A 16187-nucleotide genomic window follows, 5' to 3' on the forward strand; every position below is an offset into this window, starting at 1 on the left:
CCTTGCTCCGAATATACGCGTTGCCTCGGTAGGCTCGGGCCGTGTCTGATTCTCGGCCGGGTCCCCGGATGCTGCGTGATGTCGGTGCCTACCTGTTCGCCCGGCTGGCGCTCGCCGCAGTCCTCACCGGGGTGATCATCGGCGCGGGACATCTCGTCGGGCTGCGCGAGTTCCCGGTCGTGGTCGCGGTGCTGTTCGCTCTGGTGCTGGCGTTGCCGCTGGGCATCTGGATCTTCGCGCCGCTGCGCCGGCGGGCCACCCTGAGCATCGCCGAGTTCGACGAGCGCCGCCGCAAGGACAAGGAAACCCTGCAGGCGCGGTTGCGCGGCGAGGACAGCTAACCGGCCGCCGGTTCGAGATCGGCCAGCGCCCGCGACGCCATCAGCGTGCCTGCGACGGCGAGCCAGATGACGAACACGGTGACACCGGCCGCGACCGGCGAGCCGAACTCCGCGATGACGCCCGCCATCCCGATGCCTGCCGGCGCGGCGACCTGCAGGCACGCGTTCTGCAGGCTCAGCACCCGGCCACGGACCCCGTCCGCAATCCGTTCGGCCTGCAACACCCCCAGGACGGCGCCGAGCACCGCGTTCGCGACGCCGAGGATCGCCGCCCCGGCGAACACCCACGCCGGCGAGATCAGCGTCGCCATCAACAGGAAGCCCACCGTCGTCCCGATCAACGCGGACGTCAACCAGAACGTCCTCGACATCCGCGTACCGACCGCGGCGAAGGTGGTGGTCCCCGCCAGCATCCCGAGGGCGAGTGCGGTCAGCACGAAACCGAGCAGGTCCGGCCGCCCGATGACGCTGAAGTACAGCGGCAGCACCAGGCCCTGCAGTCCGCCGAGGGTGACCGCCAGCCCCACCGTGAGCGTGACGGTACCGGTCAGGAACAGGCTGTTGCGCACCGCCGCCGCGCCCGCCGCCAGCTGAGTCCACAGCGAGTCGCGGTCGGTGGTGACGGCGTCGACGCGACCCAGCCGGTGCGGCAGGGCCGTGGTGATCAGCGCGGCGGCGGCCGATGTCGCAGCGGTCACGAAAAGCACTGTGCTGCCGTCGAACAAGGACAGCAGTGTGCCCGCGGCGGCCGGCCCGATGACCAGTGCCATCGATGTCATGGACTGCCGCAGGCCGATCAGCCGCTCCAGCGACACCCCGGCGTGGCGGGCCACCGCGGGGACCATCACCTGCCGGGCGGTCATGCCCGGCACATCGCCGAAGGATCCGACGATGGCGAGCCCGACGAGCCAGCTGAGGCTGAGACCCCAGAGCAGATCGACCACCGGTATCGCCGCCACCGCGGCGGCCGAGACGATATCGGAGAGCATCGAGCAGGTCCGCCGGTTCACCCGGTCGATCAGCACGCCGGCGGCAAGTCCCACCAGCAGCGCGGGACCCGCGGTGGCCGCGGACACCGCGCCGACGCTGAGCGGACTCCCCGTCGTCTGCAGCACGATCAGCGGCAGTGCGACCGCCAGGATCCCGTTCCCGAGGAAACTCAGGAAGTGCGAGCTCAGGTAGGCGACGGCGATGAACGGCATGGCTCCAGGTAAGGCTGTGCCGTTGCGGCACGGTCAAGGCGGTTGACCATGCCGCTACGTCCGGGTGTCGTATGTGTCCGTGACCCGAATCCTCACCGACTCCGATTACGCACGCGCCGAGCAACTGCTCGCCCCCTACCGGGAGCGCAAGGTCCCGGGCAGCAGGCTGGCGCCGCAGTGGCTTTCCGGCGGCACACGGTTCTGGTACCAGGTCGGCACCCGTTACGTGATCGTCGATCCGGCCGCCGGTGGCCGCCGCGACGCGTTCGATCACGACCGATTGGCCGCGGCGCTCTCGGTGGCATCGGGACATGCGGTGAACGGCGACGATCTGTCGATCGCGGCGGTCGAGTTCCATGGCGATGCGGTGCGGTTCAACGCGCTCGAGCAGGCGTGGGAATGGTCGGACGGTCTGGGCCTGCGCAAGTCCGATCATGTGACGCCCCTGCCCGGTGAGGTGCCGTCCCCGGATGAGCAGTGGGTGGCGTTCAGTCGGGACGGCAACATCTGGGTCCGGCGGGCCGACGGTGGGCACGAGTTCGCGCTCACCGAGGATGCCGAACCGCACTTCGACTACGGCAGTCTGCCCGAGACCACCGGGGCGAAGGCTCTGATGCGCCTTCTCGGCCTGCCGGCCCCGCTCTTCTTCCACTGGTCACCGGACTCCACGCGAATCCTGGTGCAGCGCATCGATCAACGTGACCTGCCGGAGCTGGTGCTCATCGAATCCACGCCGCGCGACGGTGGCCGCCCGGTCGAGCACCGCACCCGCTACACGATGCCCGGTGAGGACGCGGTGGCCCAGATGACGTGGAACGTCCTCGACGTCACCGATCGTTCCGTGGTCCGGCAGCAGGATCCGCCGACGGCGATCATGCACAACACCGCGCTCGTCTACGCCTGGTGGACGGGAACAGATGCCGTGCACTTCCTGCACCATTCCCGCGACGCCCGCACCCTCGAGCTGCGCCGCCTCGACCCGGCGACGGGCGCCACGACCACCCTCATCACCGAGACCGGCGAAACCCGCGTCGACCCCACGGTGCAACTGGGGGACCCGCAGATGGTGCATGTGCTGGACTCCGGCGAGATCGTCTGGTGGTCGCAGCGCGACGGCTGGGGGCATCTGTATCTCTACTCGGCCGACGGACAACAGATCAGCCAGATCACCACCGGGCCGTGGCTTGTGCGCTCGCTGCTGTGGGTCGACGAGGAACGCCGGCAGGTGTGGTTCGTCGCGGGCGGTCTCGTCGCCGACGATCCGTACCTCCGGCAGATCTGCCGGATCGATCTCGACGGTTCCGGATTCACCCGGCTCACCGACGACCATCTCGACCACGACGCCGTGAGCCCACCCGAGGGTGGCTACATCGTCGACCGGGCATCGTCGTCGAGCGTGGCGCCCCGATCTGTTGTGCTCGACGCCGATGGGAAGGTCACCGTCGAGCTCGAGTCACCGGACACGGCGGCGCTGCAGGCACTTGGCTGGAGCCCACCCGAGCGCTTCCGCACGACCGCCGCGGACGGCAGGACACCGATCTACGGTCTGCTCTGGCGCCCACACGATTTCGACCCGGATCGGCGCTATCCGATCATCGAGCACATCTATCCGGGCCCGCAGATCTACCGGGCCGGACCATCGTTCGATCCGCCCCATCAGGGCGAACCGGAGGCCTTCGCAGCGCTCGGCTTCGCCGTCGTGGCGATCGACGGGCGCGGTAGCGCGGCGCGGGGCAAGGCATTTCAGGACCATTCCTACGGCGACCTCGGCAACGGTGGAGCCTTGGACGACCACGTCGCGGCGATCCGGGAACTCGGGCACCGATACCCGTGGCTGGACACCGGACGCGTCGGTATCACCGGCCAGTCCGCCGGCGCCTTTGCCGCCGCGCGTGCCGTCCTGATGTACCCCGAGGCCTACCACGTGGCGGTCGCGACATCGGGCAACCACGACAACAACATCAACCTCGCGATGTGGGCCGAGCACTACCACGGCGACCTCAGCGACGAAGGCAGGCGTGCCATCTCGAACGCCACGCTGGCCGGCAACCTCACCGGCAAGCTGCTGCTCATCCACGGTGAGCTCGATGACAACGCGCACCCGTACATGACGATGCGTCTCATCGACGCACTCATCAAGGCCGACAAGGATTTCGACCTGATCATGATCCCGGGCGCCGAGCACGCGCTGATCGGTCGGCAGCACTATTTCCTGCGTCGCACCTGGGACTATTTCGTCCGGCACCTGCACGGCACCGAACCGCCGGGCCACCGGCTGGCGCCGCTGCCGCTACCGACCCTGGGTGGCTGAGGCGCGCAGGATCTCGCCGGCCCGGCGCAGCACGTCGAGCTGCGCCGGGTTGTAGAGATCGGCCATCGCGCCGCTGATCGTCTTGGTCGCGAAGCGTTCCCCGCGGGGGGCGTCGGACCGGGACTCGGCGAGTCCGGGATGAGCCTGGTTCACCGCCCGGATGTAGAGCGCCAGACGTTCCGCGAGGTCGTTCCGCGTCGGCTCATCGGCATCGGCGGGCAGGGTGTCGAATTCGGCCGACGCCGGGTCCTCGGGCGTCTCCCGCATCATGTCCGCATAGACCTGCATACCGCGGGGCCCCAGGACCCGGCTCAGCACGACGACGAGGGCACGATCGGCGTCGGTCATCTTGGCCGCCGCTTCCGGTGGCACGAAGTCGTGCGGCAGATCGGTCGGCGCCGAGTGCTCCAACAGCACGGCCAGTTCGTCCCGCGCCCGTTGCAGCCGCTCGATCGTCGCGGCCAGTTCGGCATCGAGCTCCCGCAGCGCCTGCTCGGGATGATCGTCGTCGTCGCCCAGCGCCGCGATCTGCGGCAGCGAGAACCCCAGGTCGACGAGTCGTTTGATGCGCACCAGCCGGACCAGGTGCGCCACGCTGTACTGCTTGTAGCCGTTGGAGCGCCGATCGGGCTCGGGGAGCAGGCCGATCTGGTGGTAGTGCCGGACGGCCCGCAGGCTGGTGCCGGCGAGTTCGGCGATTTCACGGGTACTCCAGGCCACCTGTCCATCTTGGCCCAGGCCCGGACTTGACTGTGCCGTTACGTCCGAGTGTGCGATGGCGCCATGAACAAAGCTGAACCGACTGTGCTGGAACGGGTGGGTGGCGTGTCCGGGCTGGTGCTCGCGAGCGTGCCCACCTTCGCCTATGTCATCGCCAACGCGATCGCCGGACTGGATGTGGCGGTGGTGGTGGCTGTCGCGGTCAGTGCCGCACTGATCGTGTTCCGGCTGGCGCGCAGGCAACCAATTCAGCCTGCCGTGTCCGGTCTGCTCGGCGTGGTCATCGCGGCGCTGATCGCCTACTACACCGGCTCGGCGGAAAACTACTTCCTGCCGGGCATCTGGATCAGCCTGGCCATGGCCGCCGCGTTCACGGTGTCCCTGCTGGCGCGCCGTCCGCTGGTCGGGGTGATCTGGAATCTGTTGCGCAGCAGCGGACCGGACCCGGCGTGGCGTGCCGACAGGTCCGTGCTGCGGGGTTTCGATATCGCGACGCTGGCGTTCGTGGCCCTGTTCGCGGCGCGGTTCGTGGTCCAGCAGTGGCTCTACGACGGTGGCCACACCGGCTGGTTGGCGTTCGCCCGGATCGGGATGGGCTATCCGCTGCTCGGGGTCGCGCTGTTGGTGGTCTTCTGGGCGGTCCGCCGGGCGAACCGGCGATCGGTCACCGTGGTCGAGGAGCGCGAGCCCGCACCCCCGACGACGCTGGCCCCGGCTGCAGTGCGGTCGGAGTGCTCAGGTCGAGATTGAGCTCACGGTCGTGATTCCGGTCAGTTCCGCAGAGATCGCGACCCTCAGGTCGATCTCGCAACGAGGGTTGCGGGGACGGTCAGCCCAGCGCCAGTGCCAGCGCGACCGCGATCGCCCACACCAGCATGGTGAGCCCGGTGTCGCGCAGCACCGGAATCAGTTCGCGGCCGCCGAGTCCGCGCCGCACCGGTCCGGCCGCCCGCACGGCCAGCGGCAGGGCAACCAGCCCCACCGCGGTCCAGGGCGTGGCCAGCATGAGCACCAGGGTCAACGCGAAGGCCACCGCCAGCAGGCCGACGTAGAGGATTCGGGTCTTCGCATCGCCGAGGCGCACGGCCAGCGTGATCTTGCCGGAGTCGGTGTCGGTGGGGATGTCTCGTAAGTTGTTGGCCACCAGCACCGCCGAGGACAACGAGCCCATCGCGACCGCCATGGCCAGGCCCACCCAGTCCACCCGCAGCGCCTGGGTGTACTGCGTGCCCAGCACCGCGACCAGACCGAAGAACACGAAGACCGCGACCTCGCCGAGCCCGCGGTAGCCGTACGGTTTGGACCCGCCGGTGTAGAGCCAGGCGGCCGCGATGCAGGCGCCGCCGATGGCGATCAGCCAGGGCTGGCTCACGATCGCCAGCGCCAGCCCCGCTCCGGCACCCACCACCAGACTCACCAGCGCCGCGGTCAGCACCGCGCGCGGAGAGGCCACCTTGGAACCGACCAGCCGCAGTGGTCCGCTGCGGACATCGTCGGTGCCCCGGATCCCGTCGGAGTAGTCGTTGGCGTAGTTCACCCCGACGATCAGGGCCAGCGAGACCACCAGCGCGAGTAGCGCCTTCCACCACACGGCCTCGCCGAGCCACGCCGCCGCGCCGGTGCCGGCGATGACGGGCGCGACCGCATTCGGGAGGGTGCGCGGGCGGGCGCCCTCTATCCATTGCGCAAAGCTAGCCACGCGCGCCATCGTTGCACGTGCGCACCGGGGCGGGGGAACAACCTGCCTGAGCAGGCGTGACGCGGCGCACCTTGTCACATCGGGTGGTCGGCATGAGACTGAGCACATGACTGACCGACTCAGCAAGAGTGAAATCACCAAGGACGCCCTGCAGGAGGGCGTGGAGACTGTGGCATCCACGGTGGGCGAGGTCGCGACCATCATCACCACCGCGGTCAAGGATGTGGCCAATGCGATCGGCGGGCTGGCCACCGATGCGTTCGCCATCCGTGATGCCGCGCGGCAGGCCGCTGAACGCGCCGAACTGGACGGGCAGCCCGACGCCTGATGCTCGGCGTCATCGGAGGTAGCGGCTTCTACACCTTCTTCGGCCCGGACGCCCGAACCATCAGCCTGGACACCCCCTACGGTGCGCCCAGTGCGGCGATCACCGTCGGCACCGTCGCCGGCCATGACGTGGCGTTCCTGCCGCGGCACGGGCTCAGCCACGAGTTCTCCCCGCACACCGTGCCGTACCGCGCGAACATGTGGGCGCTGCGGGCGCTCGGGGTGCGGCGCATTTTCGCGCCGTGCGCGGTCGGCAGCCTGACCCCGGAACTCGGGCCGGGCGCCATCGTGGTACCCGATCAGCTCGTCGACCGGACCAGCGGGCGTGCCGACACCTACTTCGATTCCGGCGGTATCCACGTCGGGTTCGCCGACCCGTACTGCCCGACGCTGCGGGCTGCGGCATCCGAGCTGCCCTCGGTGGTCGACGGCGGCACCATGGTCGTCATCCAGGGCCCGCGGTTCTCCACCCGCGCCGAGAGCCAGTGGTGGGCCGCTCAAGGCTTCACGCTGGTGAACATGACCGGCTATCCCGAGTCGGTGCTGGCACGGGAACTCGAAATGTGTTACGCCGCGATTGCTTTGGTGACCGATCTGGATGCCGGCGTGGAAGCCGGTGCGGGTGTGCGCGCGGTGGATGYGTTCGCGGAGTTCGAACGCAACATCGGCGGCTTCAAGCAGCTGGTGCACGAGGCCATCGCGGGGGTCGCACCCGAACGCACCTGCACGCACTGCCTGGCACACGAAGGCGTCACGCTGCCGTTCGAACTGCCGTGAGGGTGCTGCTGACCGGTGCCGCCGGATTCATCGGCAGCCGGATCTGGGCGCAGCTGACCGATGCCGGTCACGAGGTGGTCRCCGTCGACGTCATGCTGCCCGCCGCGCATCGCGGCGGCGCCGGGCCGCCACCGGAATGCCGGCTGCTCGACATCCGGGACGCCGACGCCGTGACAGGCCTGCTCGACGGTGTCGACGTGGTCTGCCACCAGGCCGCGGTGGTCGGTGCCGGGGTCAACGCCGCGGACGCGCCGTCCTACGGCAGTCACAACGACTACGGCACCACGGTGCTGCTGGCCGCGATGTTCGCCGCGGGCTGCTCGCGGCTGGTGCTGGCGTCCTCGATGGTGGTCTACGGGCAGGGCGGCTATGACTGCCCCGAGCACGGACCGGTCGAACCGCTGCCGCGCACCAAGAAGGACCTCGACGGCGGGGTCTTCGATCACCGCTGCCCGCTCGGCGGGGAACCGCTGCGCTGGCGCCTGGTCGACGAGGACGCACCGCTGAAGCCGCGCAGCCTGTACGCGGCCAGCAAGACCGCGCAGGAGCATTACGCGCTGGCGTTCAACGACTCGGTCGGCGGTTCGGTGGTCGCACTGCGCTATCACAACGTCTACGGGCCGGGGATGCCCCGGGACACCCCGTACTCGGGGGTGGCCGCGATCTTCCGTTCGCAGCTCGAAGCCGGCGGGGTGCCCAAGGTGTACGAGGACGGCGGGCAGATGCGCGACTTCGTGCACGTCGACGATGTGGCCGCGGCCAATGTCGCGGCGGTCGAGGCGAACCTCGGCGGATTCACCGCGTTCAACGTGTGTTCGGGGCGGCCGGTGTCGATTCTCGATGTCGCCACCCGGCTCAGTGAAGCGCGCGAGGCGCCCGCTCCGGAGGTCACCGGGCAGTACCGCAACGGGGATGTCCGCCATATCGTCGCCGACCCGGCGCGGGCGGCCGAGCTGCTGGGCTTCCGCGCCGCGGTGGACCCGCACGACGGTCTGGCCGAGTTCGCCTTCGCGCCGCTGCGGGATTAACCCGACAGCGGTAACCGCACCTCGAACCGGGCGCCGGTGTCCAGGTTGTGGGCGGTCAGCGATCCCCCGTGCGCCTGCACCAGCCCCGCGGCGATCGCCAGTCCCAGACCGGACCCGCTCGGCAACGACGAATCATCACGTGGCACACGACCGTTGGACCCGCGGTACGCCACGTCGAACACCCGCGGCAGATCGGCCTCGTCGATGCCGACACCGGTGTCGTCGACCCTGGCCCAGGCGTGCCCGCCCTCGGAGCCGACCGCCAGCGTGACGCTGCCGCCTGCCGGTGTGTGGGCGACGGCATTGGCCACCAGGTTCGATAACACCCGGACCAGGGAACGATCGCTACCCACGATGCGAACCGGCTGCTCGGGAAGTTCGGCCCGCAAGCTCACCCCGGCCCGCTGCGCGGGAATGCGGTGCGCTGCAAGGACATCGTCGACCACCTCGTCGAGTGCCACCGGTTCCTGTGTGGGTGCCACCGCACCGGCGTTGATCTTCGACATCTCGAACAGGTCGTCGACCATCGCGGCGAGCCGGATCGATTCCTGCTCGATGTGTTTGGCCTGTATGCGTACCTCGTCGTCGGTGACGACACCGTCGGCGATCGCTTCGGAGACCGCGCGGATCCCGGCCAGCGGTGTACGCAGGTCATGACTGACGAAGGCGACCAGGCGGCGCCGGGACTCCTCGGCGGCCCGCTCCGAATCGCGGATCTCTTTCTCCCACACGGTGCGCCGGGCCTGGTAGCGGGCCAGCATGACGGCGGTCGGAATGGTCACCACCGAGACGATCACCAGGACCACGGCGATCTGCTCGAAGGTCTGGGTGATCATGAACCCGCTGGCGCCCAGCACACCGGTGAAGGTGGCCAGTGTCGGGATCAGCACCAGTGCCACCATGCTGACCGCCAGGGACCACGATCGCGCCAGCCGGATCACCAGCGCTCCCGCCGCGACCACCGGTATGGAGCAGGCCAACGCCCACCCGGCCATCTCCCACAGGTCGGTCACTGTGCGCTCCACAGGTAGCCGCGGCCCCACACGGTCTGCACCCGGTGCTGGTCGCCGAGCTTGGCGCGCAGTCGTTTGACATGCACCGTGACGGTGGACATGTCCCCGAAGTCCCAACGCCACACCTGTTTGAGCAGATCGGCACGGGAGAACACGGTGTCGGTGTGGGTCAGGAAGAAGACCAGCAGATCGAACTCCCGGTTGGTCAGACTGACCGGACGCCCGGCCACCGTGACAGCGCGGGCAGCGGTCGACACGCACAGCTCGCCCACCGAAAGTTCCATCGGCACAGGCATTATCGGTCCCGGCAGACGCCGCAGCAGCGAGCGCACCCGCAGGGCCAACTCGCGCGGGCTGAACGGTTTGGTCAGATAGTCGTCGGCGCCGGCTTCCAGTCCGGCGATCCGGTCATCCTGCTCGCCGAGCGCGGTCAGCAGGATCACCGGCAGGCTGAAGTCACCGTCGCGGCGCAGATCGCGGCACAGGGTCAGCCCGTCCGAGCCGGGCATCATCACGTCGAGCACGGCCACGTCGATCTGACCGGATTCCAACAGCTGCCGGGCCTGGGTGCCGTCGTGCGCGATCGCCACATCCAGCCCATCGCGTTCCAGATACCGGCGGACCACATCGCGCACGACGGTGTCGTCGTCGGCGATCAGCACCCGGGTCATAGCTTCCGAGGCTAGCCGCCGGAGGCCCGCGGAGCTGCGGTGTCACGGTTCCGTCACCGTTTTGCTGTGGCATCCGTCCGGTAGGCCGCCTACCGTCGTTGCCATGACCGACCGCGAACCGGCTCTCGTCACGGTCGTACTTCCATGCCTCAATGAGCAAAATTCGCTGGCAGGTGTGTTGGCGGCGATCCCGAACGGGTATAGGGCGCTGGTGGTCGACAACAACAGCACAGACGACACCGCGAGCGTGGCTCGCGCGCACGGCGCGACAGTGGTGCATGAGGCACGTCCGGGTTACGGCTCGGCGGTGCATGCGGGGGTGGTCGCCGCGGCGACGCCCATCGTGGCGGTGCTCGACGGGGATGGTTCGCTGGACCCCCAGGAGCTGCCGGGTCTGGTTGACGAACTCGACCTGGGCGCTGATATGGCGATCGGTCGGCGCCGCGCCGCGCCGGGACTTAGCTGGCCGTGGCACGCCCGGCTCGGCACGGCCGCGGTGTGCTGGCGGCTACGCCAGCGCTACCACCTGCCGGTGCACGATATCGCGCCGATGCGGGTGGTCCGCCGGGACAAGCTGTTGGCACTCGGTGTCACCGATCGCCGGTCCGGGTACCCGCTGGAGTTGCTGGTCCGCGCCGCGAAGGCGGATTGGCGAGTGGTCGAATGCGATGTGGTCTACGGCCCCCGCACCGGCGGCAAGTCCAAGGTCAGCGGTTCGGTGCGCGGTAGCGCCACCGCCGCCTGGGATTTCTGGCGGGCAATCTGATGTGGCGCGGGACCGTCTTGGTGGTGGCCAAGGCGCCGGTGCCCGGTCTGGCCAAGACCAGGCTGGCCGCCGCCGTCGGTGACAGGGTGGCCGCCGATATCGCCGCGGCGGCCCTGCTCGACACGCTGGACGCGGTGGCCGCCGCCCCGGTGGCACGGAGGGTGGTGGCGCTCACCGGTGATCTACGTAAGGCGTGTCGGTCCGACGAGATCGCGGACCGGCTGGCCGATTTCACCGTCATCGCGCAACGCGGTGACGGTTTTTCTGAGCGGCTCGCGCATGCTCACGAGGACGCAGCCGAGGCCGGACTGCCGGTGATCCAGATCGGCATGGATACCCCGCAGGTCAGTCCCGCACTGATCGGCGAATGCGGTGACGCGCTACGGGAAGCCGACACGGTGCTCGGCATGGCCGCCGACGGTGGCTGGTGGGTGCTCGGCGTGCAGGACCCGGCGATGGCCGGCTGCCTGTGTGATGTGCCGATGTCGCAGCCCGATACCGGTGCCCGCACACTGCTCGCGCTGTTCGATGCCGGTCTGGGTGTGCGACTGGTCGACGAACTCGCCGACGTCGACACCATCGCCGATATCGACGGGGTGCGGTGCGCGTGTGCCCCCACCGGCCGGTTCGCGCAGACCACCCGGACCGCGGGGGTGTAGGGGTGCACGGAGATCTGTACGAACAGGCCCTGGACGGTGAGCGATGTTGGATCCGGCAGGAGGACGGCCGGGTGAAACGGCTTCCGGTGCACGACTGGCTGATCGGGTCGCGCGCGGACAGCGTGTTCGATCGCGCCATCGTCAGCATGTGCACCGGTCCCACCATCGATTTGGGATGCGGCCCGGGTCGCCTGGTCGCCGATCTGTTGGAGCGCGGTGTGCCGGCGCTGGGCGTCGACCAATCCGCCTGCGCCGTCGAATTGGCCCGCAGCAGTGGCGTGCCGGTACTGCGCCGCGACCTCTTCGGTCCGCTACCCGGAATCGGGCGCTGGCACACCGCGCTGCTGGCCGATGGAAATATCGGGCTGGGCGGGGATCCGTGGCGGGTCCTGCAGCGCGCCGGTGAGCTGCTGCGCCGGGGAGGCGAGTGCCTGGCCGAATTCGACACGGCGGTAACCGGAGTCGAGGCGCGGTGGGTGCGGCTGGAATCGGCCGATGCCATCGGTCCGTGGTTCCGGTGGGCCTCGGTCGGCCTGGACTGCGCGGCGCGGATCGCCGAGGATGTCGGGCTGGCGTTGCGGGCCGTGCATCCCATCGGTGATCGGGTGATCGGGAGCCTGGTCGCGCGGTGACCGCACTGCGCGGCACCGCCGTGACCGCCAGGGTCGGTATTGCGCTCGGGATCGCCGTGACGGTGTGCTTCATCACCGGGTTGCTCAGTCACTTCATCCAGCATCCGCAGCCGTGGTTCCTCTGGCCCACTCGTCCGGTGTGGTTGTACCGGTTCACCCAGGGCCTGCACGTTGCTTCCGGTATCGCCGCGATACCGCTGGTGGTGGTGAAACTGTGGTCGGTGTGGCCGAAGCTGTTCGAGCGACCGATCATCGGGGGACCGGTCAGGATGCTGGAACGGGCCTCGATCCTGGTGCTCGTCGCGGCCGTCCTGTTCGAACTGTCGACCGGTCTGCTGAACATCGCCCAGTGGTATGCGTTCAAATTCTATTTCCCCACAGCGCATTACGCGATGGCCTATGTGGCGGCGGGTGCGGTACTGGTGCACATCGCAGTGAAACTGCCGGTCATCCGCCGCGCTCTCGGTGAACCCCTCGACGTGCTCGCCGACGGTGGGCGGGTCGGACCGGGCAGGCGCACCGTGCTGCGCGGCGCCTGGCTGGCGGTGGCGGCGGCCACGGTGGTCACCGTGGGTCAGTCGGTGCCGCTGCTGCGCCGGGTGTCGGTGCTCGCTCCACGCACCGGTGAAGGGCCGCAGGGTCTTCCGGTGAACCGCTCGGCCGCTGCCGCCGGGGTGGGGCGGGCCGCCGCAGCCCCGGACTACCGGCTGACGGTTGTCAACGGTGAGCGCACCCGAACCTTCACCGTCGACGAGTTGCGCGCTTTGCCGCAGTCCACCCACCGGTTGCCGATCGCGTGTGTGGAGGGCTGGAGCGCGGACGCCGAATGGACCGGGGTGGTGCTGGCCGATCTCGTGGCCGCCGTCGATGGTTCACCGGATGCCGATGTGCGGATGGTGTCGCTGGAGCCGCCGGGGCCGTATTCGCGGACGGTGCTGCCCGCCCGCCACGCCCGCGATGAGCACACCCTGATCGCCCTGGAACTCAACGGTGAGACCCTGAACCTGGACCACGGATATCCGTGCCGATTGATCGCGCCAAGTCGCCCGGGAGTGCTGCAGACCAAATGGCTCTCGCGCATCGAGGTGCTGTCGTGACACTCACCCGGATTCTGCTGGCACTGCTGGGAATCGGTCTCGGCGGCTACGGGGCCGTGCTGCTCCTGGACCTTCCGTCGGTGATCATCGTGCGCATCCTGGTCTGGGCGGTGGTGGCCGCGGTGGTCCACGATCTGGTGTTCGCGCCGGTGTGCGTGGCCATCGGGCTGGCCGGGCGGCGGCTGATTCCGCTGCCATGGCAGTCCCCGGTCGCGGTGGCCGGGTTGTGCAGCGCGGTGCTGGTGCTGCTGGCGATCCCGGTGTTCAGCCGACCGGGTATGCGGCCGGACAACCCCAGCGTGCTCGATCGTGACTACCCGCTGGGATTGTCCATTGCGTTGGCCGTGGTGTGGCTGTGCGTGCCCATCTACCTTCTGTTGCGGCGGTTACCAATTCGTCAGGATCAGGTGGTTGATCGTCAGGGCGCCGATGACGTTGAGCGCCAGCCACCACCGGTGTGACCGGGGCGGCAGCAGCGCCGCGGCCGCGGTCAGCCAGACCGTGAACGGCAGCCAGATGCGTTCGGTCTCAGCCTTGCTGAGCATGCTGAGGTCGGCGAGCACGATGGACAGGAACGCCCCCGTCAGCAGCACGTGCAGTCCGGATCGCCGGCGCAACGCCTTGATGTCGAAGACCCTGCCGAGGCCCGCCACGCTGCCCAGGCCGATGGCGCACACCGCGGAGGCCAGGTTCCCCCACACCCAGTACTGGAACGGCCGGTCGTTGGCGATGCCCTGCCAATAGCGTTCCTGCACCAGGTGATACCCGTCGAACCACCAGAATCCGGCCGCGTAGAACACCGCCACCACGGCCAGCGCCGCGATCGCAGCGGGCACCAGGGCGCGCAGTGCTGCACGCCAACCGTTGGCGGTCAGCAGAACCGCCACCGCGGGCACCGCGATCAGGCCCAGCCCGTAGTTGAGGAAGATGCCCCAGCCCAACAGCAGCCCGGCACCGGCCGCGGCGGGTATTGACCAGCGCCTCGAGCCGTGCACTGCCAGTGCCAGCAGCGCGATACCCCAGGCGGCCACCCCGGCGAAATACCCGTCGGCCGACACCGCGATCCAGATGGCGGTCGGGGCCACCGCGACGAAGGGTGCTGCCAGCCGCGCGGTCGCCTCGTCCGAGACCGCGCGGATCGCGATGATGATCGCCGCGGCGGCGCTGGAGCCCACCAGTACGCACAGCAGGCCGGCCCACGCGCCACCACCCAGCCCGATGCGATCCAGCCAGACGAAGGTCAACAGGGCGCCCGGCGGGTGGCCGGAAACATGGGTGATCCACGAATCCGGTTGGAAATCCAGGATTCTGCCGGCGAACGTGCGTAGCGCCTCGGGAATGTCGGTGATCGTCGGGACCTGGCGCAGATACTCGTGGCGGGCGGCCAGGCGCCCGGCGAAACCGCGCTCCCAGCCGTCGATCATGGCCAGCGAGAAGGCCCACAGAAATGACGTCGCCCAGGTGAGACCGACGAGTGACCGCCAGCGCATCGTGGCAGCCACGCTCGGGCCCCACCGCATCACCGCTGCGGCGATCAGCAGCGCCGGCACGGTGCCCCAGCCGACGTGGGCGTTCCACCATCCGAAGATCGGTGCGGTGTCGGCGAAATCGCGCAGTCGTTGGGGGGTGCTGTTGATCATCGGGGTGACGATGCCGAGATTCAGATGGGGCACCACGAACGCCGCGACCAGCAACACCACCCCCACGGACAGCGCCACAGCTTCTCGTCGTCCGATACGCATGTCCTCCACACTATGGGTGTTTGCCGGGGACCCCGCGCACACCAAACTTGACGGGTGTCGATAATGAGCGGATGAGCCCCTCTTCTTCGTCCGCCTTCTGCGCGAGCTACGGCATCGACTTCCCGCTCTTCGCCTTCAGCCACTGCCGCGATGTGGTGGCCGCGGTCAGCAACGCCGGCGGTTTCGGGGTGCTCGGCGGTGCCGCGTATTCGCCCGAACAGCTGGACCGCGAGCTGACCTGGATCGATGAGCACGTCAACGGCAAGCCCTATGGCATCGACATCATCGTGCCGGCCAAATTCGAGGGCAAGGGCGAGACGCTCTCGAAAGAGGATCTGGCGTCCCGCATCCCGGACAGCTACCGCGAGTTCGTCAACAAGCTGCTCGCCGACCATGGCATCGAACCCGACACCAAGGTCCGCACCGGTAAGCCCGTGCTGTCCGGCGGCAACGGCGCGGAGCTGCTCGAGGTCGCGATGAGCCACCCCATCAAGATGATGGCCAACGCGCTCGGTGTGCCACCGGACTACATGATCGAGGCCGGTCGCGAGCGCGGCATCCCGGTCGCGGCGCTGGTCGGCGCCAAGGAGCACGCCGTCAAACAGGTCGCCGCGGGTGTCGACCTGATCGTCGCCCAGGGCACCGAGGCCGGCGGGCACTGCGGTGAGGTGTCCACGCTGGTGGTCGTCCCCGAGGTCATTGACGCCATCAACGACGCGGTGCCGGTGCTGGCCGCCGGCGGAATCGTCACCGGCCGTCAGATGGCGGCCTCGGTGGCGATGGGTGCCGCCGGGGCCTGGACCGGTTCGGTGTGGCTGACGACCGAGGAGGCCGAGACCGAACCGCATACGGTCACCAAGATGCTGGCCGCCAGCTCGCGGGACACCGTGCGCTCCGCAGGGCGCACCGGTAAGCCGTCGCGCCAGCTGCGCTCGGACTGGACCGACGCTTGGGCCCCGAATCCCGGTGGCCAACAGCCCCTTCCGTTGCCACTGCAAAACATGCTGTCCGAACCGGTGCTGCGCCGCATCGACGCGCTGGCCGATCAGGGCCACGAGGGCGCCCGGCTGCTGTCGACCTATTTCGTCGGGCAGGGCGTCGGCCTGATGAACAAGGTCAAGCCGGCCCGTGATGTGGTGCTGGAATTCATCGAGGATTACCTGGCCGCCACCGAGCGGCTGAGCAACTCGCTTCCCGACTGA

At 69.1% G+C, this 16187-nt stretch carries 18 protein-coding genes; 12 read left to right on the top strand and 6 right to left on the bottom strand.

Annotation, left to right across the window (positions count from 1 at the left end; translation table 11 throughout):
• The first annotated feature begins 68 nt into the window (after positions 1-68).
• Positions 69-341: a DUF4229 domain-containing protein gene (locus tag AC1DTF_RS12515; protein ID WP_200962288.1), complete on the top strand. Its 273-nt coding sequence runs from the start codon at positions 69-71 to the stop codon at positions 339-341.
• On the opposite strand, the gene AC1DTF_RS12520 is transcribed toward AC1DTF_RS12515, so the two are convergent.
• The gene (locus AC1DTF_RS12520; RefSeq protein WP_477474269.1) at positions 338-1543 is read right to left on the bottom strand and encodes an MFS transporter; all 1206 of its coding nucleotides are present in this window, start codon (positions 1541-1543) and stop codon (positions 338-340) included. The genes AC1DTF_RS12515 and AC1DTF_RS12520 overlap by 4 nt on opposite strands.
• Before the next feature lie 79 nt (positions 1544-1622).
• Between AC1DTF_RS12520 and AC1DTF_RS12525 the strand changes: the two genes are divergently transcribed.
• The gene (locus AC1DTF_RS12525; RefSeq protein ID WP_477474270.1) at positions 1623-3854 is read left to right on the top strand and encodes a S9 family peptidase; all 2232 of its coding nucleotides are present in this window, start codon (positions 1623-1625) and stop codon (positions 3852-3854) included.
• Here AC1DTF_RS12525 and AC1DTF_RS12530 read toward each other — a convergent pair.
• On the bottom strand, positions 3834-4574 hold the full coding sequence (locus AC1DTF_RS12530; protein WP_477474271.1) for a helix-turn-helix domain-containing protein: 741 nt from the start codon (positions 4572-4574) through the stop codon (positions 3834-3836). The genes AC1DTF_RS12525 and AC1DTF_RS12530 overlap by 21 nt on opposite strands.
• A 63-nt stretch (positions 4575-4637) precedes the next feature.
• Between AC1DTF_RS12530 and AC1DTF_RS12535 the strand changes: the two genes are divergently transcribed.
• Positions 4638-5324, top strand: coding sequence for a DUF3159 domain-containing protein (locus AC1DTF_RS12535; protein ID WP_057170086.1), 687 nt, complete (start codon positions 4638-4640; stop codon positions 5322-5324).
• Between the two features lie 79 nt (positions 5325-5403).
• Here the strand turns inward: AC1DTF_RS12535 and AC1DTF_RS12540 are convergent, their stop codons facing one another.
• Positions 5404-6273 (bottom strand): 1,4-dihydroxy-2-naphthoate polyprenyltransferase, encoded by an 870-nt coding sequence (locus tag AC1DTF_RS12540; protein ID WP_057170663.1) that lies wholly within the window; start codon positions 6271-6273, stop codon positions 5404-5406.
• A 106-nt stretch (positions 6274-6379) separates the two neighbouring features.
• Here AC1DTF_RS12540 and AC1DTF_RS12545 point away from each other — a divergent pair, with 106 nt between their 5' ends.
• Genes AC1DTF_RS12545 through AC1DTF_RS12555 form a run of 3 tightly spaced genes read left to right on the top strand, consistent with a single transcriptional unit; the run spans position 6380 to position 8405 of the window.
• Positions 6380-6601 carry a hypothetical protein gene (locus AC1DTF_RS12545; protein WP_057170085.1) on the top strand — a complete coding sequence of 74 codons (222 nt, stop codon included), beginning with the start codon at positions 6380-6382 and terminating at the stop codon, positions 6599-6601.
• Positions 6598-7377, top strand: coding sequence for an S-methyl-5'-thioadenosine phosphorylase (locus AC1DTF_RS12550; protein WP_477474288.1), 780 nt, complete (start codon positions 6598-6600; stop codon positions 7375-7377). Before AC1DTF_RS12545 ends, AC1DTF_RS12550 begins: the two co-directional genes overlap by 4 nt.
• Positions 7374-8405 (top strand): NAD-dependent epimerase/dehydratase family protein, encoded by a 1032-nt coding sequence (locus tag AC1DTF_RS12555; protein ID WP_477474272.1) that lies wholly within the window; start codon positions 7374-7376, stop codon positions 8403-8405. Before AC1DTF_RS12550 ends, AC1DTF_RS12555 begins: the two co-directional genes overlap by 4 nt.
• Here AC1DTF_RS12555 and AC1DTF_RS12560 read toward each other — a convergent pair.
• On the bottom strand, positions 8402-9400 hold the full coding sequence (locus AC1DTF_RS12560; RefSeq protein WP_200962287.1) for a sensor histidine kinase: 999 nt from the start codon (positions 9398-9400) through the stop codon (positions 8402-8404). The genes AC1DTF_RS12555 and AC1DTF_RS12560 overlap by 4 nt on opposite strands.
• 14 nt (positions 9401-9414) lie before the next feature.
• Complete coding sequence (locus AC1DTF_RS12565; protein WP_057170081.1) at positions 9415-10089, bottom strand: response regulator transcription factor; 675 nt, start codon at positions 10087-10089, stop codon at positions 9415-9417.
• 103 nt (positions 10090-10192) lie between these two features.
• Between AC1DTF_RS12565 and AC1DTF_RS12570 the strand changes: the two genes are divergently transcribed.
• The 5 genes from AC1DTF_RS12570 to AC1DTF_RS12590 are packed head-to-tail and all read left to right on the top strand — an operon-like array spanning position 10193 to position 13704.
• On the top strand, positions 10193-10855 hold the full coding sequence (locus AC1DTF_RS12570) for a glycosyltransferase family 2 protein (RefSeq protein WP_477474273.1): 663 nt from the start codon (positions 10193-10195) through the stop codon (positions 10853-10855).
• Positions 10855-11514 (top strand): TIGR04282 family arsenosugar biosynthesis glycosyltransferase, encoded by a 660-nt coding sequence (locus tag AC1DTF_RS12575; protein ID WP_477474274.1) that lies wholly within the window; start codon positions 10855-10857, stop codon positions 11512-11514. Before AC1DTF_RS12570 ends, AC1DTF_RS12575 begins: the two co-directional genes overlap by 1 nt.
• Positions 11515-11516: 2 nt before the next feature.
• Positions 11517-12146, top strand: coding sequence for a class I SAM-dependent methyltransferase (locus tag AC1DTF_RS12580; protein ID WP_477474275.1), 630 nt, complete (start codon positions 11517-11519; stop codon positions 12144-12146).
• Positions 12147-12151: 5 nt separating this feature from the next.
• Positions 12152-13243 (top strand): molybdopterin-dependent oxidoreductase, encoded by a 1092-nt coding sequence (locus AC1DTF_RS12585; protein ID WP_477474289.1) that lies wholly within the window; start codon positions 12152-12154, stop codon positions 13241-13243.
• Positions 13240-13704 carry a hypothetical protein gene (locus tag AC1DTF_RS12590; RefSeq protein WP_477474276.1) on the top strand — a complete coding sequence of 155 codons (465 nt, stop codon included), beginning with the start codon at positions 13240-13242 and terminating at the stop codon, positions 13702-13704. The genes AC1DTF_RS12585 and AC1DTF_RS12590 overlap by 4 nt, the downstream gene beginning before the upstream one ends.
• On the opposite strand, the gene AC1DTF_RS12595 is transcribed toward AC1DTF_RS12590, so the two are convergent.
• Complete coding sequence (locus tag AC1DTF_RS12595; protein WP_477474277.1) at positions 13630-14985, bottom strand: hypothetical protein; 1356 nt, start codon at positions 14983-14985, stop codon at positions 13630-13632. The genes AC1DTF_RS12590 and AC1DTF_RS12595 overlap by 75 nt on opposite strands.
• A 71-nt stretch (positions 14986-15056) precedes the next feature.
• Between AC1DTF_RS12595 and AC1DTF_RS12600 the strand changes: the two genes are divergently transcribed.
• Complete coding sequence (locus tag AC1DTF_RS12600; protein ID WP_477474278.1) at positions 15057-16187, top strand: NAD(P)H-dependent flavin oxidoreductase; 1131 nt, start codon at positions 15057-15059, stop codon at positions 16185-16187.

The organism is Mycobacterium sp. P4_H6, assembly GCF_056400845.1.